This window comes from Snodgrassella sp. W8132, from assembly GCF_016100865.1.
GTDB lineage: Bacteria > Pseudomonadota > Gammaproteobacteria > Burkholderiales > Neisseriaceae > Snodgrassella > Snodgrassella alvi.
Genome location: NZ_JACFRQ010000001.1, coordinates 747,738 through 768,399, shown reverse-complemented (window position 1 = coordinate 768,399; position 20,662 = coordinate 747,738). Strand labels below are relative to the sequence as shown.

20 protein-coding genes and 1 pseudogene are annotated in these 20,662 nt (G+C 43.0%); 17 read left to right on the top strand and 4 right to left on the bottom strand.

The window, feature by feature from the left end:
- Position 1: 1 nt before the first annotated feature.
- Positions 2-1,000 (bottom strand): HlyD family secretion protein, encoded by a 999-nt coding sequence (locus tag H3U82_RS03415; RefSeq protein ID WP_198209218.1) that lies wholly within the window; start codon positions 998-1,000, stop codon positions 2-4.
- 240 nt (positions 1,001-1,240) lie between these two features.
- Between H3U82_RS03415 and H3U82_RS03410 the strand changes: the two genes are divergently transcribed.
- From H3U82_RS03410 to H3U82_RS03355, 12 genes and pseudogenes are all read left to right on the top strand, one after another.
- Complete coding sequence (locus tag H3U82_RS03410; protein ID WP_198209216.1) at positions 1,241-2,098, top strand: chorismate mutase; 858 nt, start codon at positions 1,241-1,243, stop codon at positions 2,096-2,098.
- A 389-nt stretch (positions 2,099-2,487) separates the two neighbouring features.
- Positions 2,488-4,212 (top strand): biosynthetic-type acetolactate synthase large subunit, encoded by a 1,725-nt coding sequence (gene ilvB / locus H3U82_RS03405; RefSeq protein WP_198209214.1) that lies wholly within the window; start codon positions 2,488-2,490, stop codon positions 4,210-4,212.
- Positions 4,213-4,224: 12 nt separating this feature from the next.
- Positions 4,225-4,716, top strand: a complete 492-nt coding sequence (gene ilvN, locus H3U82_RS03400) for an acetolactate synthase small subunit (protein ID WP_025331818.1) — start codon at positions 4,225-4,227, stop codon at positions 4,714-4,716.
- Between the two features lie 86 nt (positions 4,717-4,802).
- Positions 4,803-5,819: a ketol-acid reductoisomerase gene (gene ilvC / locus H3U82_RS03395; protein ID WP_025330776.1), complete on the top strand. Its 1,017-nt coding sequence runs from the start codon at positions 4,803-4,805 to the stop codon at positions 5,817-5,819.
- A 94-nt stretch (positions 5,820-5,913) separates the two neighbouring features.
- A complete protein-coding gene (locus tag H3U82_RS03390; protein ID WP_198209212.1) occupies positions 5,914-7,254 on the top strand; it encodes an MFS transporter in 1,341 nt (446 codons plus the stop codon).
- A 136-nt stretch (positions 7,255-7,390) separates the two neighbouring features.
- A complete protein-coding gene (gene smpB / locus H3U82_RS03385; protein WP_025330778.1) occupies positions 7,391-7,837 on the top strand; it encodes an SsrA-binding protein SmpB in 447 nt (148 codons plus the stop codon).
- A gap of 320 nt (positions 7,838-8,157) precedes the next feature.
- Entirely contained in the window at positions 8,158-8,415 is a 258-nt protein-coding gene (locus H3U82_RS03380; protein WP_198209210.1) for a hypothetical protein, read from the top strand.
- Between the two features lie 107 nt (positions 8,416-8,522).
- Complete coding sequence (locus H3U82_RS03375) at positions 8,523-9,038, top strand: hypothetical protein (RefSeq protein WP_198209208.1); 516 nt, start codon at positions 8,523-8,525, stop codon at positions 9,036-9,038.
- A 296-nt stretch (positions 9,039-9,334) separates the two neighbouring features.
- Positions 9,335-9,868 carry a hypothetical protein gene (locus tag H3U82_RS03370; RefSeq protein ID WP_198209206.1) on the top strand — a complete coding sequence of 178 codons (534 nt, stop codon included), beginning with the start codon at positions 9,335-9,337 and terminating at the stop codon, positions 9,866-9,868.
- Positions 9,869-10,033: 165 nt separating this feature from the next.
- Positions 10,034-10,600, top strand: coding sequence for a hypothetical protein (locus H3U82_RS03365; RefSeq protein WP_198209204.1), 567 nt, complete (start codon positions 10,034-10,036; stop codon positions 10,598-10,600).
- A 183-nt stretch (positions 10,601-10,783) separates the two neighbouring features.
- Positions 10,784-12,349 (top strand): glutamine-hydrolyzing GMP synthase, encoded by a 1,566-nt coding sequence (gene guaA / locus H3U82_RS03360; RefSeq protein WP_100126325.1) that lies wholly within the window; start codon positions 10,784-10,786, stop codon positions 12,347-12,349.
- A gap of 111 nt (positions 12,350-12,460) precedes the next feature.
- Positions 12,461-12,865: pseudogene (locus H3U82_RS03355) on the top strand (IS91 family transposase); the annotation flags it as partial.
- 106 nt (positions 12,866-12,971) lie between these two features.
- On the opposite strand, the gene H3U82_RS03350 reads toward H3U82_RS03355, so the two are convergent.
- The 3 genes from H3U82_RS03350 to sul2 are packed head-to-tail and all read right to left on the bottom strand — an operon-like array spanning position 12,972 to position 15,487.
- Entirely contained in the window at positions 12,972-13,808 is an 837-nt protein-coding gene (locus tag H3U82_RS03350; protein ID WP_000480968.1) for an aminoglycoside O-phosphotransferase APH(6)-Id, read from the bottom strand.
- Positions 13,808-14,611 carry an aminoglycoside O-phosphotransferase APH(3'')-Ib gene (aph(3'')-Ib, locus tag H3U82_RS03345; protein ID WP_001082319.1) on the bottom strand — a complete coding sequence of 268 codons (804 nt, stop codon included), beginning with the start codon at positions 14,609-14,611 and terminating at the stop codon, positions 13,808-13,810. The genes H3U82_RS03350 and aph(3'')-Ib overlap by 1 nt, the downstream gene beginning before the upstream one ends.
- Before the next feature lie 60 nt (positions 14,612-14,671).
- The gene (gene sul2, locus H3U82_RS03340; protein WP_001043260.1) at positions 14,672-15,487 is read right to left on the bottom strand and encodes a sulfonamide-resistant dihydropteroate synthase Sul2; all 816 of its coding nucleotides are present in this window, start codon (positions 15,485-15,487) and stop codon (positions 14,672-14,674) included.
- 535 nt (positions 15,488-16,022) lie between these two features.
- On the opposite strand from sul2, the gene H3U82_RS10955 reads away from it, so the two are divergent.
- From H3U82_RS10955 to H3U82_RS03315, 5 genes are all read left to right on the top strand, one after another.
- Positions 16,023-16,139 carry an AlpA family transcriptional regulator gene (locus H3U82_RS10955; protein ID WP_078474905.1) on the top strand — a complete coding sequence of 39 codons (117 nt, stop codon included), beginning with the start codon at positions 16,023-16,025 and terminating at the stop codon, positions 16,137-16,139.
- A gap of 235 nt (positions 16,140-16,374) precedes the next feature.
- Positions 16,375-16,512, top strand: a complete 138-nt coding sequence (locus H3U82_RS10950) for a helix-turn-helix transcriptional regulator (protein WP_198190336.1) — start codon at positions 16,375-16,377, stop codon at positions 16,510-16,512.
- Positions 16,512-18,011 carry a class I SAM-dependent DNA methyltransferase gene (locus H3U82_RS03325; RefSeq protein WP_084551168.1) on the top strand — a complete coding sequence of 500 codons (1,500 nt, stop codon included), beginning with the start codon at positions 16,512-16,514 and terminating at the stop codon, positions 18,009-18,011. The genes H3U82_RS10950 and H3U82_RS03325 overlap by 1 nt, the downstream gene beginning before the upstream one ends.
- Before the next feature lie 5 nt (positions 18,012-18,016).
- A complete protein-coding gene (locus H3U82_RS03320) occupies positions 18,017-19,507 on the top strand; it encodes a class I SAM-dependent DNA methyltransferase (RefSeq protein WP_198209202.1) in 1,491 nt (496 codons plus the stop codon).
- On the top strand, positions 19,508-20,656 hold the full coding sequence (locus tag H3U82_RS03315) for a restriction endonuclease subunit S (protein WP_198209200.1): 1,149 nt from the start codon (positions 19,508-19,510) through the stop codon (positions 20,654-20,656).
- The last annotated feature ends 6 nt before the right edge of the window (positions 20,657-20,662 follow it).

Genomic DNA, 20,662 nt, shown 5'->3' with positions numbered 1-20,662 from the left:
ATCAGGCACCTTTGGCAGATTGTTTTATACTGGGTAAATTTACCTGCCATTGCTGCGGCCATGCTTTATTGTTATCAAAACGGATATATCCATTACCTGTCAGCCCGCCCTTAAGCAGTCCACTGTATTTCAATGCAATCTCAGGCGGAATTTTCAGCTTAACCTTATACATCAGCTTTTGCCGTTCATTCTGAGTTTCTACAAACTTAGGCGTAAACTGAGCATTGGAATCAATAAAATCCACCTTAGCCGGCCAGACTGCATTCATTCCGTCCAGAATAATCCTTGCTTCATCCCCAAGCTTTAATTTACCGATAGTATCTGTGGGTAAATACACCGACAGTGTTACATCAGACGGATCAAGTAATGACACAACTTTATTACCTTCACCCAATACATTACCGGCCTCGGCAATACGATACTCTACACGCCCTGCTTTAGGCGCACGTATCAGCATGTCGTTATTAGCAGAAGAAGTAGCATTAATCTGAGCCTGCGCCTGTTGTACTGCCGCCAGAGCCTCTGCGCGGGCTGCCTGAGCAGATTTAACTCTGGCTATTGCAGCATCACGTTCAGCCAGTCTCCGGCGTAATTCAGGTGAAGAAACCAGCTCATCTGATTTAAGCTGACGCGCATTATCCAGATCCATCTGAGCAACCTTATGTATCTGCTGCTGAGCGGCAATTTCTGCCTCTGCTTTAGAGACATTTTCCTGTGCACGCTTTTTATCAGCACGGGCAGCATCCAGCCTGCTACTGGTCTGATCAGATGAAAGCTCAGCCAGAACCTGATCTTTAGCTACTACATCACCTTCATCCACTTTCATTTCAATGACACGACCAGCATATAAAGTAGCCACATCCAGCCGCTTGAGTTCCATACGGCCATTACCGCCGGCAAAACCATCAGGTAAATCAGTATGGCTGCGCATATTAATCCACACTGCCAGTCCGGCTAATACCAGTACCACCAACACAAACAACAGTTTTTTTGTTTTCATTTATTTTTCCCTGAACAAACTGTTTTATTGGTTCCGCATCACGAAACTCGCCATATCCTGCTCACACAATTTAACACATAAAATATCCATTCATTTCATCAATAACAATAGTTTACTATTACTGTTACATATTTGCGAAAATTACGCCAAGCAAATTCTGAGTGCTAAACAACTAATTGCCACTTGTCAGCATTCTGTTTTTTTCTGACAATCAGAATACTGTTTTCAAGGAATTCGGATATGATTATCGTAATGCAGCGTCAGGCAACCGAAACACAGATCAGCAATGTCATCAGTTTTATCCGTGGACGCGGATTGCACGAACATTTATCCCGTGGCGCAGAACGCACCATCATCGGAGCTGTTGGTGATGAAAGAGTCTTCGAACCACGCGAACTGGAAGCACTTGCCGGCGTTGAAAAAGCCATGCGCATACTACAGGACTGGCGCATCATCAGCCGTGAAAGTCAGCCCGAGGATACAGTTATCACCGTACGAGGACAGAACTTTGGCGGCAACCATTTTCATATAGTCGACAGCATGAGCGGCACACGGCTTCCGAAAAGAGCTAATGTCTTTATCGATCCTTTTTATCAGGCATTTTCACCCTATTCGACAGTGCCGCAAACCAATATCAGCATGCAACAGCAAATTAAGCAGGCACATGCAGCCAATAAACCCGTCTGGCTGCGTATCAGGGATGTGCGCCAGTTAGAACCGGCTTTACAGGCAGAAGCAGATATTATCTATCTGGGCGGAGAGTTAATGTCTAATCGCACCCTCCTTAACGAAGTAGGCTGTCTGAATATTCCGGTTGTACTCTGCAAAGACAAACATCATCAGGTAGATGAATGGTTGATTGCAGCTGAGCATATTGCCTTAAAGGGCAATCATCATCTGATGCTGGGTGAAGCAGGTACATTAAGTCTGGAGCGAAACGCTCCTTACCGGCTTGATGTAGAAGCCATTGTTAAAGCCAGACAGATTACTCATTTGCCTATTGTGGCCAATATTTCCCGCCTCGCTCATGCCTATATGGACAGTGCAACACTTATGCAACTGGCACAAGCTGCAGGTGCTCATATTGTCATACATTAACTGGACAATAAGTCCAAAACCAATAATTTTATAAAAACATATATTATTTATAAATTTAGACAAATTTAATCATTTTCAACGTTAAATTTGTCTAAAACAAGTATAATATTGCGCAAGATATAAAATCTTTAGCATAAAATAAATTAATATAATCATATAACTAGCATTCTTTTCAAAATTAGCGCTTGCTTAACATCTATACCTGTTTTATCGTAAACACTCATTTAGCTAACCCAAACCTGCTATTCCGACTACCGGATGCAGAGCCAACAGATCATCACAATAAGTATATTCGCGTACCCTAAACCGCCGTTTACACTTATTAATCTTACCGGATGAAGATGCATTGGCAATGTATCAGTCGGACTACTAGAACATAAGAGGTTGATATGCAACTTTCAGGTGCACAAATACTCGTGCAGAGTCTTAAAGCCGAGAATGTAGAATATGTTTTCGGATATCCCGGCGGAGCAGTTCTCGAAATCTACGACGCCATCTTTCAATTAAAAAAATTCCGCCATATACTTGTCCGTCATGAGCAGGCTGCAGTTCATGCTGCTGATGCATACTCACGCGCCAGCAACGGAGAAAAAATCGGAGTCGCTCTGGTAACATCAGGTCCGGGTGCTACCAATGCCATAACCGGCATAGCCACCGCCAATTCCGATTCTGTCCCGCTCGTGGTCATATCCGGTCAGGTTGGCTCACCTGCTATCGGTACTGATGCCTTCCAGGAAGTCGATACCGTCGGCATTAGCCGCCCGTGTGTAAAACATAATTTTCTGGTTACCCACGTAAGCGAGCTGGCAGAAACAGTTAAAAAAGCCTTTCAGATTGCGCGCACCGGCCGACCCGGTGTGGTAGTGATTGATGTGCCTAAAGATGTGACTCAGGCAATGGCAAAATTCAGCTATCCGCAGGAAGACATCAATATCCGCTCCTACCAGCCCGTTACTCAGGGACATACAGGTCAGATAAAAAAAGCAGCACAAGTGATGGCTGCAGCTAAACGACCAATTGTACTGTACGGCGGAGGCGTAATCCTGGGCAATGCCAGCAACATCCTTACCGATTTTATTCAGTCTACCGGTACACCCTGCGTCTCTACCCTGATGGGATTAGGCGCATTTCCTGCCACTAACCGTCAATTTCTTGGCATGGTAGGTATGCATGGCAGCTACGAAGCTAATATTGCTTTACAAAATGCTGACGTGGTACTTACTGTCGGTGCACGTTTTGATGATCGTGTTATTTCTGTACCCAATAAATTCACTGACGATGGCAAAAAAATTATCCATATTGATATCGACCCGTCCAGCATTGCCAAACGTGTAAAAGTAGATGTACCTATTGTTGGTGATGTTAAAAACGTTCTGGCTGATTTACTAGCCCTGTGGCAGAAACAGAATCTGAACTTTAACAGTAATGCACTGGACAGATGGTGGAAAAACATCGAAAACTGGCGCAGCCGTAACAGCCTCTGGTTTGAAAGTTCAGATGAAATTATCAAACCTCAGCAAGTAATCCAGACACTGGCAAAACTGACCGACAACAATGCCCTCATCACATCGGATGTTGGTCAGCACCAGATGTTTACAGCACAATACTATCCATTCGTACGCCCGCGCCAGTGGCTCAACTCCGGCGGGCTGGGCACAATGGGCGTCGGATTACCTTATGCTATGGGTGCTAAACTGGCTAAACCGGAAGAAGACGTATTCTGTATTACCGGTGAAGGTTCTATACAAATGAATATCCAGGAACTTTCCACCTGTTATCAGTATCGTCTGCCGATTAAAGTGATCAATCTTAATAACGGCTTCCTTGGCATGGTTCGTCAGTGGCAGGAACTCTATTATGACAACCGCTATTCTGAAACCTATATGGAATCATTGCCTGACTTTGTCAAACTGGCTGAAGCCTACGGGCATGTTGGCATCAGAGTAGAAAAAGCAGCCGACATCGAAGGTGCACTGAAAGAAGCCATTGCACTCAAAGACAGACTGGTATTCATGGATTTCATTACCGACCGTACTCAAAATGTCTATCCCATGGTAGGCAATGGTAAAGGTTTGGATGAAATGGTATTACCGCCACATATGAGAGAAGAATAGCCGGAGCACATCATGAGACACATTTTATCTATTCTGATGGAAAATCAGGCCGGAGCCATGAGCCGTATTGTCGGTCTGTTTTCAGCCCGTGCTTACAATATCGATTCCCTGTCCGTATCTCCAACAGAAGACAAAACCCTGTCACGAATGACAATTGTCACCAGCGGCGATAACAAAGTAATGGAACAGATAACCAAGCAGCTTAATAAACTGATAGAAGTTATCAAAGTTATCGATCTGAACGATAGCAACTACGTTGAACGTGAATTAATGCTGGTTAAGCTGCGTGCTACCGGCAAGGATCGCGATGAAATACTGCGTCTAACCGATATCTTTCGCGGACACATCATTGATGTAACCGACAAAACCTATACAGTGGAAATCACCGGCACCAGCAGCAAACTAGATGCCTTTCTGGATACCGTGGGCAAAACACTTATTCTGGAAACCGTACGTACCGGTGCAGCAGGCATAGGTCGCGGCGAACGCATGTTACGTATTTAAGCCGGACATTTTTAAAGCATTATCCGACCTAAAAACATATTAAAACCCTGATTTTAAAATCAACACATTAAATTGAAGGAATAGCAATGCAAGTTTATTACGATAAAGACGCAGATCTCTCATTAATCAAAGGCAAAACCGTAGCCATCATCGGTTATGGCTCACAAGGTCATGCTCACGCTGCCAACCTGAAAGATTCAGGTGTAAACGTAATCGTCGGGCTGCGCAAAAGCGGTAATTCCTGGCATAAAGCAGTAAATGCCGGTCATGACGTACGGGAAGTTGCAGAAGCCACAAAAGCAGCCGACGTAGTGATGATTCTGACACCTGACGAATTTCAGCCGGCAGTTTATCAGAATGAAATCGCGCCTAATCTGAAAGACAATGCCACAGTAGCTTTTGCTCATGGTTTTAATATTCATTACAACCAGATTATTCCGGCCAAAAATCTTGACGTAGTGATGATTGCACCCAAAGGCCCTGGTCACACAGTACGCAGTGAATTCCTGAAAGGCGGTGGTGTGCCCAGCCTGATTGCAGTACATCAGGATGCAACCGGTCGTGCCCGCGACATCGCTTTATCCTATGCTGCCGCCAATGGCGGTACCAAAGGCGGCGTGATTCAGACAACCTTCAAAGAAGAAACTGAAACCGACCTCTTCGGCGAACAGGCCGTATTGTGCGGCGGGCTGGTTGAATTAATCAAAACCGGTTTTGAAACACTGGTAGAAGCAGGCTATGCTCCGGAAATGGCTTATTTTGAATGTTTGCATGAAATGAAACTGATCGTAGATTTAATCTACGAAGGCGGTATTGCAAATATGAACTACTCTATTTCTAATAATGCCGAATACGGCGAATATTTCACCGGCCCCCAAGTCGTAAATGAACATTCACGTCAGGCTATGCGTGAGGCATTAAAACGCATTCAGAATGGTGACTATGCCAAATCATTTATCGTAGAAGGTGCAACCAACTATCCGTCTATGACTGCCCGCCGCCGCCAGAATGCTGATCATCCGATCGAAATCATTGGTAACCAATTACGCAGCATGATGCCATGGATTGCCAAAAACAAACTGGTTGATCAGGATAAAAACTAATATAGCTGCTTAAGTCTGTTTGTAACAAAGCAAAAAGCTTGTGTATGCATTTTCATATACAAGCTTTTTTTAAACCCCGAATTCAAGAAAGAATATGACTACTCCACCCGCTCAGCAGTCTGAATCTGCAAACAAAATTACTCAGAACTCCCCTACCAAAGTAGCGATTGCCAGCCTCGTAGGTACAGCCGTAGAGTTTTACGATTTCTACATATACGGGCTTGCTGCTGCACTCGTATTAAGCGACCTGTTTTTTCCAACCGAAGATCGGGCAATTGCTATCATGTCCTCATTTCTTACTTTTGGAATAGCCTTTGTTGCCCGCCCTATTGGTGCCGGATTATTCGGACATTTTGGCGATAAAGTTGGCCGTAAAACCACCCTGATAGCATCATTACTGATAATGGGTATCAGTACAACCCTGATCGGTGTTCTGCCGACATATCAGCAGGCAGGTATTATTGCACCGGTTTGTTTATGCGTCCTGCGCTTTTGTCAGGGTCTTGGCTTAGGTGGTGAATGGGGCGGAGCCGCTTTACTGGCTACCGAAAATGCGCCCAGAGGTAAACGTGCTCTTTTTGCTATGTTTCCGCAAATTGGGCCTCCTATCGGATTCATTACTGCCAGCCTGATTTTCATTGTTTTATCCAAAAATCTTGATAATGCACAAATGATGTCGTGGGGCTGGCGTATCCCATTTTTACTGAGCATTGTTCTGGTTGGTCTGGGTATGTATGTTCGCATGTCCATTATTGAAAGTAATGCTTTTCGTACCATGGTTGCCAGACAGAGTGCTGTAAAAATCCCTCTGACTGACACTGTACGCAAACATTACAATCAGCTTTTTTTAGGCTCTTTGGCCGCCACGTCGTGCTTTACCCTGTTTTTTTTAACAACCGTATTTTCTTTACAATATGCTACTACAAAGCATGAGTGGCAAAGTACAGCATTATTTAATAAAATTGAGTATTTATCCATTCTCATGGGTGCCATTGTATTTATGGCAGTCGGTTCCCCGATATCTGCATGGCTTTCAGACAGAATCGGCCGTCGCCCGGTATTTCTTATAGGTGGTATAGCCACAATCATAATCGGTTTCTTTTTTGGTGACTTAATCAATTCTTCCAGTGCCATTACAGCTGCCATTTTCTTATCCTCTGCTCTGTTTATAATGGGTATCTTGTGGACACCTTTAGCAGCATTCTTACCAGAAATATTCCCTACCAACGTAAGATATACCGGTGCAGCTATCTCCTTCAGCTTTGGCGGTATTCTGGGCGGATCACTTACCCCGTTTGCTGCAGCATGGATAGTTAAAACATATGGCTTACAGGGTACAGTATATATAGGCTGGTTTCTGATTGCCGCCTGTTTACTCAGCATGATTGCAGTACTATTGCTACCAGAAACACATAAACAGGAAATTGAAAATTAAAACAGATAAAAAACCGATTTAACCAATCGGTTTTTTATCTTAGCGATTAATTCACATTAGTGTTAGCTTAATCTGTTTCCATAATAAATCTTTCTGCTAAAATACACATAAAAATACTATGTAGCAGATATCTAAAATGAGCATTATCAACAATAAAAAAGCATTTCACGATTACTTTATCGAAGAACAGATAGAAGCCGGAATTGTTCTTGAAGGCTGGGAAGTAAAGGCTATTCGTGCCGGACGAGTACAAATCAAAGAAAGCTATATCCAATGGAAAAAAGGTGCTTTTTATCTGGTTGGCAGTCACATTACTGCTTTACCCACCGCATCCAATCATGTAAAACCCGATCCCGTACGGCAGCGAAAACTATTACTGAAACAATCAGAAATCAACAAACTGATAGGCAAAGTAGAACGCAGTGGTTATACCCTTGTGCCTGTTAACATGCATTACAGCCATGGTTATGTAAAAATCGATATGGGATTGGCCAAAGGTAAAAAGCAGCATGACAAGCGCCAAAGCAGCAAAGAAAAAGACTGGAATCGTGAGAAACAACGCCTGCTTAAACAGACACGCTAAATCCTGGCAAATATTAATAATAAAACGGGAAATTAAATTCATTAATTTCCCGTATAAATAAAAAATTAAACTAATTAAAGCATTTCTTTTTATCTGGTAAAATAATACAGCTAATAAACTCCAGAAAATCATATTTCATATAAACCAAATTAAATTAATCATAATCTATTATTAAATCAGTATTTTATATATCATCCTTTAATATCCATTCTCAATATAATAAATAGTTAAATTTAACTAGACATAAAAAAGTTAAATTATGTTAAACTTGTATTACTGTATCAATACAGGCAAGCATTATTAACAATACAGGGTGTGTAATGATGGAGAAAATCGGTCTGCTATCAATAATTTTATTGCTAAACGGCTGTATGACATTAAACGGAGATTACCGTCTCGTTGCATTGGATGAAAATGGTAACGACCTGGCGCCTAAAGTACAAATGCTGGCTCACGGAACAGGAATTTATCGCTCAAAAATTGTACTATGTAAGGCATTTCCTAAAGCCACAGTCCGGATTTACGACACCAGGACAAATCAAGAACTAAAAGGAAAAAGTCCGCGAAAATGCCGGTAAACATAAATTATTAAATAAATATTTTATTTACCATCAGACTCCATACTTAATTTAAGAAAACTGTTTATTCAAATTTTATGAATGGCCGACCACAAGATTTTAAAATCATGCATGAATGGTATTGTTGTTCAAGAGCCTATGCATTTATTTATTTATATTTTGGATCTGTAGGTGCTTATATTTGTTTTTTGTACCTAATGAATATATTATTTAAATATCCGAACTTTAGCATAATAACAGTTTTACTTGCAGCAATTAGTACACTTTTTTTATGGAAACTCTTTAAAACTAAAAGAAATAATATTAAACAGGTTTACTTCACATCAAAAGACATTTATATAGAAGATAAAAAAATTGATATATCTTATCTTGAATCTGTTACATTGATTGAACAACCATACCCTAGTTTAAATAAAGCTCTATTTACGTTCTGCATAAAATTTACCAAAAACCCAGTAATTAAAGATGATGTATATTTTTACATGGCATTTGGTAATAGGCTATTTGAATGGAATGAAGATTATGACTATCAAAACCGCTTTATTACTATTCTGGAAACTATAGCAAAAGAACGAAGAGAGCTACTAAAAAATTCTGGTAAAGCATCTTATATATCTGAATGACAAGTTATTCATGCTGGTAGAATCTGAATAAGGAAAATAATATCTACCAGCATATTTTTATTTAAAAATCAAATCACATAATCACTTTACTCATTGCATCTAATCACATAAAAACCGCTCCTGTGCACTTTAAATCACGTTGAATTTTATAATTTCACCAGACAAAAAAGTTAAATTACGTTAAAATAGTATTGCTACATCAATATAAGCAAACACCCTTACTGACATTCCATACCTGATTTAAGAAAACTGTATATTCAAATTTTATGAATGACCGATCCCAATATTTAAAAATCATGAAAGAATGGCATTGTTGTTCAAGATATCATGCATTTATTCATTTGTATTTTGGAGCTACGGGTGCTTATATTTGCCTTATGTACCTGTTAAATATAATATTAAAAGATCAACAGTTAAATATATTATTTGAAGATCAGATTTTAAACACATTAGTAGCTTTACTTGCAGCAATAAGTATTTTTTTTTTCTGGAAACTTTTTAAAGCTAAAAGAAAAAAAATTAAACAGGTTTATTTCACACCAAAAGCAATTTATATAGAAAACAAAAAAATAGATATATCTTATCTTAAATCAATTACATTTATTAAACTTAAATACCCTACTTATAATAGAGGGTCTACATTTAAGTTCTGCATAAGATTTACTGAAAACCGGGTAATTAAAGAAGATATATATTTTTACATGGAATTCGGTAAGCCATTTCGATGGAAGTATCAGGATTATAATTTTGAAGACTGTTTCATCACTATTCTGGAAGATTTAGCAAAAGAAAGAAGAGAGCTACTAAAAGATTCCGGTAAAGCAATCTAATATTTCTGAATAATAAATTATTCATGCTGGTAGAATCTGAATAAGAAAAATAATATCCACCAACATATTTTACTTAAAAATCAAACCACTTTATCTATTGCATCAAACTTTATAAAAATCTATCCTGTAAATTTTAAATCATGCAGAATCCAAGAAAGAGATTTTATGAATGACCAAGCACAAAATTTAAAAGTCATGCAAGAATGGAGAAGTGAATCTAAAAAATTTACCTCTAATAAACTTTTTGCACATATTAATTATTTCGTTTACTTTATTTATTTTTGTGCTTATTTGATTCCTTTCGTCTTTGGGCAATACTTTTGGTTTTGGTCAACAATTCTTCTATTTATAGTAATCCCTGCAGTTATTAAATTCAAAAATACTAATGAATTAATTAAAAAGGTTCTTTTCACACCAGATGCAATCTATGTAGAAAATGAAAAAATAGATATATCTTATCTGGAATCTATTGTATTTGTTCAGCATATAATCAAACCTAATGCATTAATCTCCAGCGAGAATTATCCTGACAATATAAAAGCCTTTGAATTTGTTATGACATTTAATAAAAACTCAAACATAAAAGAAGATATACACTTTTATATACAATTTAGTGACGGAATTGTAGAAAATATTGCTAATTACGATTATCAAAACAACTTTATCAATATTCTGAAATCTTTTGCAAAAGAAAAAAGAGACTCATTAAAATGTGTGAGTACAGCAATATAACCACTAATATTCTGAGCAGATAACCTAAAATACAATCATATATCAATTTATCAAATATCTTTATCCAAACCTGATGTCTGGTTTTCAAAAACTATTTTTTCCAGAACAAAGCACTTGCAGAAATAAAACCGGAAAAGTGTTAAAATAACTGGCTTCATACATAAAACCTGTCAAGAGCCTAGCATGAATCAGGATAAAATATTAATTCTCGATTTTGGTTCACAAGTAACCCAGCTTATCGCCCGGCGCGTACGTGAAGCTCATGTTTATTGTGAATTACATTCATTTGACATGCCTATTGAAGATATTAAGGCATTCGCCCCTAAAGGCATTATCCTGTCCGGTGGTCCCAATTCAGTTTATGAATCAGACTATCAGGCTAACCCGGAAATACTCAACCTCGGTATACCCATTCTTGGCATCTGTTATGGCATGCAATGGCTGGCACATACCATGGGCGGCGAAGTGAGCGGTGGCGATCAGCGCGAATTCGGTTATGCTCAGGTACATACAGAAGACAGCCAGTTTACCAATGGCATTTTTGATAACCAGCCTAACACACTGGATGTGTGGATGAGCCATGGCGATAAAGTAAGCAAACTGCCAGAAGGATTTAAAAGTATCGGACATACACCAAGCTGTCCGTATGCCATCATTGAAAACTCGCACAAGCACTTTTACGGAGTTCAGTTTCATCCTGAAGTTACCCATACCAAACAGGGACGTGAACTAATCAACCGCTTTGTACTTGATATCTGTCAGGCCAAACCCAGCTGGACTATGCCTAACTATATCGAAGAAGCCATTATCAAAATTCGCGAACAGGTTGGTTCCGATGAAGTTATTCTTGGCCTTTCCGGTGGAGTAGACTCATCAGTAGCTGCAGCACTGATTCATCGCGCCATTGGCGACCAGCTCACCTGCGTATTTGTAGATCATGGGCTGTTACGCTATCAGGAAGCGCAAATGGTTATGGATATGTTCGGCAAAAACCTTGGTGTCAATGTGATTCACGTTGATGCCTCTGCCGATTTTCTCGCCAAACTTGCCGGTGAAACCGATCCTGAACGTAAACGTAAAATCATCGGAGCCGAATTTGTCGAAGTCTTTCAGCAAGAAGCCGGCAAACGTCAAAATGCAAAATGGCTGGCACAAGGCACCATCTACCCTGATGTAATCGAAAGCGCCGGTGCTAAAACCAAAAAAGCACATGCCATTAAAAGCCACCATAATGTAGGCGGCCTGCCTGAAACCCTTAATCTGCAATTGCTGGAACCACTGCGCGATTTGTTCAAAGATGAAGTACGCGAACTGGGCGTTGCACTGGGATTACCGCGTGATATGGTTTACCGTCACCCCTTCCCCGGTCCGGGTCTGGGCGTGCGAATACTGGGTGAAGTAAAACGCGAATACGCCGATTTACTGCGCCGTGCTGACCATATATTCATTGAAGAGTTGCGTAACACCTGCGACGAAGACGGTGTATCCTGGTATGATAAAACCAGCCAGGCTTTTGCTGTATTCCTGCCAGTAAAATCCGTAGGTGTAATGGGAGACGGTCGCACCTATGAATACGTAGTAGCCCTGCGAGCAGTAATTACCAGCGATTTCATGACAGCACACTGGGCCCACCTCCCTTACGACCTGCTCGGCCGTGTTTCCAATCGCATCATCAACGAAGTACGCGGCATTAACCGTGTCGTTTACGATGTCAGCGGTAAACCGCCAGCAACTATTGAGTGGGAGTGACGGGCACTGGCTGGCAATGTCTAGCAACGGCAGGCATTTCGGCTGAGGGTAAAAGAACTTTCCGCTAAGCGATAGACTGTATGTAAACACAGTATTGCAAGGACGCGGAACATGCCTCATGTGGCGGCCAGGACGGCCAGCCGGGATCGGGATACTGGTCGTTACCAGAGCCACCGACCCGAGCAAACCCTTCTCTATCAGATCGTTGACGAGTATTACCCGGCATTCGCTGCGCTTATGGCAGAGCAGGGAAAGGAATTGCCGGGCTATGTGCAACGGGAATTTGAAGAATTTCTCCAATGCGGGCGGCTGGAGCATGGCTTTCTACGGGTTCGCTGCGAGTCTTGCCACGCCGAGCACCTGGTCGCTTTCAGCTGTAAGCGTCGCGGTTTCTGCCCGAGCTGTGGGGCGCGGCGGATGGCCGAAAGTGCCGCCTTGCTGGTTGATGAAGTACTGCCTGAACAACCCATGCGTCAGTGGGTGTTGAGCTTCCCGTTTCAGCTGCGTTTCCTGTTTGGGGTCGTTTGCGGGAAGGGGCGGAATCCTACGCTAAGGCTTTGGCCAGCGATATTCTCCGGTGAGATTGATGTGTTCCCAGGGGATAGGAGAAGTCGCTTGATATCTAGTATGACGTCTGTCGCACCTGCTTGATCGCGGCCGCGATAGCTAGATCGCGTTGCTCCTCTTCTCCATCCGCGTTCCAAGCTGCGGAAAGGCACCCATAAGCGTACGCCTGGTCGAGCAGGCGACGCGGATCGACGTCCAGCGCACGAGAGAATGCGTCCGCCATCTGTGCAATGCGTCTAGGATCGAGACAAAGGTCGTCTCTGTCAGCCGGATCGTAGAACATATTGGCGGCGCCAAAGCCCACTTCACCGACCAGACCGACGGGATCTATCACCAGCCAGCCGCGACTGGAGAACATGATGTTTTCATGATGCAGATCGCCATGTAGCCCACGCAGTTCCGAGGCATTGCTCATCATTTGATCGGCTATAATCGCCGCGTGGACGTAGTCAGTTTGACAACCTGCGTTTTGATCATCGCGCGCCCGCTGAAACAAAGCTGCAAAGCGATCCCGGATCGGGAGAAGGGCAGAAGGCAGGGGTTCCTCAGATGCGGCATACAGCTTCGCCATTAGTTCCGCTGCAATTTCGGTCGCCTGGTAGTCGCCGTGCTCGGCAACGATGTGAGAGAGCATTCGCTCCCCGGCATATTCGAGCAACATCAGATTGTTCTCACGACCGAGCAACCGGACTGCTCCCCTCCCATTGCGCCATACCAGATAGTCGGCCCCGCGCAGTTCATCAGCAATGTCTTCTATAGGTTTCAATCCCTTGACGATTGCAGGAGTCCCGTCTGGCAATGAAACTTTCCAAACGAGGCTGGAAAAGGTGTCCGCAATGAGAACAGGTTGCGAAACGTGCCAATGAGCAGGAAAAACAGGCGGCATGAACATCAACCCCAAGTCAGAGGGTCCAATCGCAGATAGAAGGCAAGGCGTTCGCGGTCGGGGGCTTCGATCCCCAATACATTGAATAGGACAGCGAAGGCGCGCTCTGCTTCATCTGGCGCTGCCCAGTTCTCTTCGGCGTTAGCAATCATGAGTGCCAAATCGGCATAGCGATCTGCTGTTCCGAGCCGCCCAAGGTCGATCAGACCCGTGCATTGAAGAGTTTTAGGGTCCACCATGAAGTTCGGCATGCAGGGATCACCATGGCAAACAACCATATCGGTGCGCTCTTGGTCGAGCCGCACCGGTAGCTCTCGTTCGACACGAGCCAAAAGATCGAGCTGCGGCGTACTCTTGTCCTCGTCCGGTAAGAAGTCGGGATTGACGGCATTGCGGGACACCACATCAACGGCGCGTCCGAACATTCGCGACAGCCTGCGCTCAAACGGACATTGATCAACCGATAGGCTGTGAACAGCGCCAAGTTGCTGCCCCATTGACGGCCACGCTTTGAGCAAATCCGCTCCAGACAGATCAGCCGCCGGTACTCCCGGAATTGCCGTTATCACCAAGCATGCACCCTCCTGTTCCTCCTGCCAGTTGATGACCTCGGGGCAAGCCACACCTCGACCTTTGAGCCAAATGAGGCGGTCACGCTCTCCAGCGAGCTCACCGCGGCGGGAAGCAGGTGCGATTTTCGCGAAGGCATGCCCGTCACCACGTCGAAAAACAAAATCACCAGATTCTCCGCCTCTGACAGGCAACCAGTCAGAATGCGATTCACCAAAAAAAATATTAGTTCGATTCAATGGAGGTTCCTTCAGTTTTCTGATGAAGCGCGAATATAGAGAAATATCCCGAATGTGCAGTTAACGAATTCTTGCGGTTTCTTTCAGCGCCGCCAATACCGCCAGCCCGTCGCGCAAGGGGCGCGGCTCGTGTGTGCGGATGAAGTCAGCTCCACCTGCGGCGGCGGCAAGCTCTGCAGCGAGTGTCGCGGCCCCGACATCCCCCGGACCACGGCCTGTGAGCGCGCGCAGAAAGGATTTGCGCGAAACAGACAGAAGCACCGGCAAATCGAAGCGCAGCCGCAATTCATCGAACCGCGCCAGCACCGAGAGCGAGGTTTCGGGAGCAGCCCCCAGAAAAAACCCCATGCCGGGATCAAGGACAAGGCGGTTGCGTTTGATACCGGCACCCGTCAGCGCCGCGATGCGCGCGTCAAAGAACGCCGCAATGTGATCCATGATGTCGCCAGCGGGTGCCTCGCGCCGATCTGCCTGCCCGTCTTGCACCGAATGCATAACGACGAGTTTGGCAGATGATTTCGCCAATTGCGGATAGAACGCAGCGTCTGGAAAACCGCGAATATCATTGAGATAGGCCACACCACGCGACAAGGCATAGGCTTGCGTCGCGGGTTGATAACTGTCGAGCGAGACGGGAATGCCATCTGCCTTGAGCGCGTCCAGCACCGGCGCGATACGCGCGATTTCTGTGTCGGACGAAACAGGCGCGGCGTCGGGATTGCTGGATGCCGGACCGAGGTCGATCACATCTGCCCCCTCGGCCATCAGCTTACGCGCCTGCGCAATGGCTGCGTCTGGCGCCAGATACCGGCCTCCATCGGAGAAACTGTCCGAGGTTATGTTGACGATGCCGAAAATGATGAGCGATTTATTCATGGGGGCTTCTATAATAATAATAATCGAGCATGAGTCTCATACGGATGCTCGGGTCGAAAGGGAATCCCCAGGCGAGTAACCTGTTTGCGGTGATCCATTAGCTGCAGGAGCAGAATAGCATACATCTGGAAGCAAAGCCAGGAAAGCGGCCTATGGAGCTGTGCGGCAGCGCTCAGTAGGCAATTTTTCAAAATATTGTTAAGCCTTTTCTGAGCATGGTATTTTTCATGGTATTACCAATTAGCAGGAAAATAAGCCATTGAATATAAAAGATAAAAATGTCTTGTTTACAATAGAGTGGGAATAGAAATTTAATTTTTATTAACTCCTAATATTCTTTCTTAAAACCAGTTATATCGATTAGATTAGCTGGTTTTTCTATTTATTAAAGCTTGGTAATATCCACTACTATTTTTTATCGTAAATTAAACGGTAAAAAACTTAATATGTTCAGAAAATGCCAATATTGTTATTTCTGTGCCTTTGTTGAAGTGAAAAATTTGGATAATACCTTCTTCTTACCGATTCTTCTTTTATCAGTAGTTATATCTATAAGCAGTTCAAGATAGGTCAACGAGCTGTTGCATGGTTAGAGAGTGATATTGATGCTTGGATTGATAGGCATTTGGCTAAGAAGGAGAAAAATAAATAGCGATCTATCAGATATAACTTAAAAATAGCGCTGCAGGTTGTAGCACTATTTTATACGTATAAATAATCTTTCAATTTAAAAATGTTCGTTTGATACAAAGTTCTAATGTAAAATTCGCATCATTAGATACAACGATAAGGACTGTTATGATCCGTTGCCATCTTGCTCGACTCATGGGCGAACACAAAATGTGGATAGCCGATGCGGTTAGGGAAACGGCTTTAGTTGCAACACCATAACTTTACTTTACAGGGAGATTGTCCAGAAGGTTGACCTGAATACATTGGACAGGCTTTGCTTGTTTTTTGACTGTGGCATAAACGATTTGCTACAAAAGGTTCCAACATCGCAGAATCGTACAGAGAAAAATTAATGACACTGATTAACCTAAAAGATCTCGAGGCCCATCTCTGGCATGCAGCCCACATCATCACTGGGCCTATCGATGCATCAGATTATAAAACTTATATTTTCCCAATTTTGTTTTTCAAACGTATTTGCGACGTGTATGACGAAGAGTTTGTCGATGCGATGGAGAGCGTTGGGGATGAAGAACTTGCCAAAGGCAAGATGTTCCACCGTATTCAAATACCTGAAAACTGTCATTGGCGTGACGTTTTTGCCAAGCCTAAAGATGTAGGCCAAGCCTTAAAAGACTCATTTCGCGGCATAGAACTAGCAAATCCCAAATTGCATGGCATTTTTGGCGATGCCAGTTGGACCAATAAAGAACGTCTTTCTGATGAGTTGCTGGCTACGTTACTTAATCACTTCAATAAGGTGAACCTTGGCGTTTTTAGTGTCCGTGACGATGATATGGGACGCGCATACGAGTATCTGATCAAACGCTTTGCTGATAAAGCTAACAAGAAAGCCGGTGAGTTCTATACTCCACGTACTATTGTTCGCTTGATGGTTAACATTCTCGATCCTAAAGCTGGTGAGAGCGTTTACGATCCTGCTTGCGGTACCGGCGGTATGCTGCTCGAAACCATTCACCATGTAAAAGAAAACGGTGGCGACCCACGCCTGCTAAAAATCAAAGGTCAGGAAAAAAACCTAACCACCGAGGCTATTGCGCGTATGAACCTTTTTCTACACGGGCAGGAAGATTTCGATATTGTGCGTGGAGACACTCTGCGTGAGCCTAAGTTTTTGCAAAATGATCGTTTAGAAACTTTTGATTGTGTTATCGCCAATCCACCCTTTAGTTTAAAAGAATGGGGTTATGACCTGTGGTCAAATGACCCCTATGGGCGTAAGCAGTATGGTCTGGTACCTAAAACTAATGGTGACTTTGCTTGGGTGCAGCATATGTTTGCCTCACTCAACGATACAGGCCGTATGGCAGTTGTCTTACCTCATGGCGTACTGTTTCGTGGAGGTGCTGAGGGCGCAATTCGTACCAAATTATTGCAAGAAAACCGCATTGAAGCCATTATTGGCGTTGCTCCAAACCTTTTCTATGGCACGGGGATTCCTGCGTGTATTCTGGTGTTACGTAAATCACGGCCGGCGTCACACAAAAATCATGTACTCATCATTAATGCTGAAGAAATCTATACCAAAGGCCGGGCTCAGAATACCTTGTCCAACGCTCAGGCCGATGAGATCTACCACATCTACCAGAGCCAGAAACAACAAGGGCCGGCAGCACAAGAAATCGAAGGCGTTGCACGTTGGGTACCCTTAAACGAGATTGAAGAAAATAACTTCAATCTTAATATCGCTCGTTATGTGCAAAAGCCACTCGAAGAAGAAACCATTACAGTAGAAGAGGCACTCAAAGATTTCCAACAAAAACTGGCTGCCCTGGAAAAAGCAGAAGAGGAGCTAGAAGCCCTGTTAATCAAAGAAGGGTTTGAGATATGAGTATAATGAATAAGAAAAAACTGGAAGATTTGCTTTGGGGAGCGGCTGAGTTCTTGCGGGGCCAAATCGATGCCTCAGACTATAAGCAATATGTCTTCCCGCTAATGTTTTATAAACGTCTATCGGACGTATATTTGGAAGAATATAACGAAGCGATGGAGGTTCATGAGGGAGACGTTGAATACGCTGCCATGCCCATGTTTCACCGCTTTGATATTCCTGTAGAAGCGAGCTGGGAGAAGATACGCAACACCAGCAAAAACATTGGTGAAGCTATTCAGAACGCGCTTCGCTTAATCGAAGCCAATAATCCGCGCTTGCATGGCGTGTTCGGTGATGCCCAGTGGACCAACAAAGAACGCCTGCCCGATCATCTGCTGGGCGATCTGATTGAGCATTTTAGTAAAATTCCATTAGGTATTAAATCTGTCGCTCAGGATGACCTTGGTGAAGCTTACGAATACCTGATTAAGAAATTTGCTGACGATTCCGGCCATACCGCAGCAGAATTCTATACCAACCGTACTGTAGTCCATTTGATGACACGCATCATGGGCTTAAAGCCCGGAGAAACAGCTTACGATCCTACCTGTGGTACCGGTGGTATGCTTCTTAACGCGGTGATGGATTTACGTTCTCAGGGCAAAGAGTGGCGTTCGGTACATCTTTACGGGCAGGAAGTCAATCTGCTCACCTCGGCCATCGCTCGTATGAATATGTTTCTGCACGATATTGAAGAGTTTGATGTGCTGCGCGGCGATACTTTAGCCGATCCCAAGTTTATTGAAAACGATCGGCTCAAACAGTTTGATGTGATTTTTGCCAATCCTCCATATTCCATTAAAAAATGGAACCGTGACAAGTTTGCTGACGATCCCTATGGCCGTAATCTCTATGGCTTGCCACCACAAGGCTGTGCCGATTATGCGTTTTACACCCATATCATCAAAAGCATGAAGCCTAATATAGGTCGTGCCGCTATGCTATGGCCGCACGGTGTTTTGTTTCGCGATTCTGAGCAAGCCATTCGTAAACAGATAATTGAATCAGATATCATTGAAGCAGTGATTGGTTTGGGGCCAAACCTGTTTTATAACTCGCCGATGGAATCTTGTGTCGTTGTACTTAACTGTAATAAGTCTGTCGATCGCAAAAACAAGATATTGTTTATCAACGGTGTTAAGCATGTCACCCGTGAACGCGCCCATAGCCGCTTATCCGATGATGATTTAATGGCGTTGTGTGAGGCTTATTTTACGCCTGACAAGCAGAGTGATATCACTGCCTTGGTGGATATCGAAGTAATCAAGGAGAATCTTTATAACCTGTCGATTCCGCTATATGTGCAAGCACAGGGTAACGGCGAAACACATGATATTGAACATGCCATTGAGGCGTGGAAAGTTAGTCGCATGCAATTAAAGAAGCAGACCCAAAAATTATTCAAGAGCCTTGCGGAACTTGGTTATAGCGTTGAAGACAAGGTGGAACAGTAAATGACGAAACAACAATTACCAGAAGGTTGGCAGATGGTGAAGTTTGGCGATATTGCTAAACATATCTCTAAACGAGTCGAGCCAAGCGAAACCGATCTTGAAATCTATGTTGGGTTGGAACACTTAGATCCCGACAGCTTGAAGATTAAACGTCATGGTGTACCAAGCGATGTCGAAGGACAAAAGCTATTGGTTAAAAAAGGTCAGATCATTTTTTGTAAGAGGCGTGCCTACCAACGTAAAGTGGCCGTGGCTGATTGGGATTGTATTTGTTCTACAGATGCCATGGTTTTGGAAGCTAATCCTGATAGCGTTATTCCTGAGTTTTTGCCGTTTTTTATGCAGTCTGATGAATTTGTAAATCGTGTAATTTCACATTCAGAAGGGTCATTATCTCCAAGAATAAAATGGAAAACGTTGGCAGAACAAAGCTTTATATTTCCTAGCCGGGATTTACAGGAAGAGTTAACTAAAAATTTAACTATATTAGAAGATTCGATTTCAAAAGTTGAAGATTTACTGACCACATCTGAAATACTTAAGTCCTCACTAGCATATGAAGCATTCTCATTAGATAAATATAAAATGAGTGATATGAATGAAAATTTTGTCACTATTGGCGAGACTTGCACATCCTATTCAGGTGGAACACCATCTACAAAGGTAAAAGATTATTATGGTGGTGATATTCCTTGGATTACGTCAACTCTTATAAACAATAGAGTAATTAAATCAACAGATGAATTTATCTCAAAGCTAGGTTTAAGCAAGTCATCTGCGAAGTTAATAAAAAAAGACATGATTTTGGTTGCTATGTATGGTGCTACTGCTGGCAAAGTGGCAATAAATAAAATTGATGGCGCTGCTATAAATCAGGCGATTTTAGCGATGGAACCAAATATAGGTATTTCTCCCTCTTATTTCTTTCACTTGGTAGAGTATGTAATGAAAGAAGCAATGAACTTAGTTCAAGGAGGTCAACCAAATTTTAGTGCAAAGATAATAAAATCAATAAAGTTTAGAGTTCATGATGTTACTAAACAAGAAGATATTATTAGTCAGTTAGATGCATGTGATGATTTTATTAACTTATTAAAACAAAAGAAATTAAGTCTACTTAATATAAAGAATAGTTATTTATATCGTTAGTTTTAG

What these genes read in the sequence shown, in the direction of transcription:
- H3U82_RS03380 (WP_198209210.1), top strand. Translation starts at nt 8,158, where the DNA reads ATGATGGAGAAAATCGGTCTGCTATCAATAATTTTATTGCTAAACGGC.
- ilvB (WP_198209214.1), top strand. Translation starts at nt 2,488, where the DNA reads ATGCAACTTTCAGGTGCACAAATACTCGTGCAGAGTCTTAAAGCCGAG.
- sul2 (WP_001043260.1), bottom strand. Translation starts at nt 15,487, where the DNA reads ATGAATAAATCGCTCATCATTTTCGGCATCGTCAACATAACCTCGGAC.
- H3U82_RS03315 (WP_198209200.1), top strand. Translation starts at nt 19,508, where the DNA reads ATGACGAAACAACAATTACCAGAAGGTTGGCAGATGGTGAAGTTTGGC.
- H3U82_RS03350 (WP_000480968.1), bottom strand. Translation starts at nt 13,808, where the DNA reads ATGTTCATGCCGCCTGTTTTTCCTGCTCATTGGCACGTTTCGCAACCT.
- smpB (WP_025330778.1), top strand. Translation starts at nt 7,391, where the DNA reads ATGAGCATTATCAACAATAAAAAAGCATTTCACGATTACTTTATCGAA.
- ilvN (WP_025331818.1), top strand. Translation starts at nt 4,225, where the DNA reads ATGAGACACATTTTATCTATTCTGATGGAAAATCAGGCCGGAGCCATG.
- H3U82_RS03325 (WP_084551168.1), top strand. Translation starts at nt 16,512, where the DNA reads ATGACACTGATTAACCTAAAAGATCTCGAGGCCCATCTCTGGCATGCA.
- ilvC (WP_025330776.1), top strand. Translation starts at nt 4,803, where the DNA reads ATGCAAGTTTATTACGATAAAGACGCAGATCTCTCATTAATCAAAGGC.
- H3U82_RS03365 (WP_198209204.1), top strand. Translation starts at nt 10,034, where the DNA reads ATGAATGACCAAGCACAAAATTTAAAAGTCATGCAAGAATGGAGAAGT.
- H3U82_RS03415 (WP_198209218.1), bottom strand. Translation starts at nt 1,000, where the DNA reads ATGAAAACAAAAAAACTGTTGTTTGTGTTGGTGGTACTGGTATTAGCC.
- guaA (WP_100126325.1), top strand. Translation starts at nt 10,784, where the DNA reads ATGAATCAGGATAAAATATTAATTCTCGATTTTGGTTCACAAGTAACC.
- H3U82_RS03410 (WP_198209216.1), top strand. Translation starts at nt 1,241, where the DNA reads ATGATTATCGTAATGCAGCGTCAGGCAACCGAAACACAGATCAGCAAT.
- H3U82_RS03375 (WP_198209208.1), top strand. Translation starts at nt 8,523, where the DNA reads ATGCATGAATGGTATTGTTGTTCAAGAGCCTATGCATTTATTTATTTA.
- H3U82_RS03370 (WP_198209206.1), top strand. Translation starts at nt 9,335, where the DNA reads ATGAAAGAATGGCATTGTTGTTCAAGATATCATGCATTTATTCATTTG.
- H3U82_RS03320 (WP_198209202.1), top strand. Translation starts at nt 18,017, where the DNA reads ATGAATAAGAAAAAACTGGAAGATTTGCTTTGGGGAGCGGCTGAGTTC.
- H3U82_RS03390 (WP_198209212.1), top strand. Translation starts at nt 5,914, where the DNA reads ATGACTACTCCACCCGCTCAGCAGTCTGAATCTGCAAACAAAATTACT.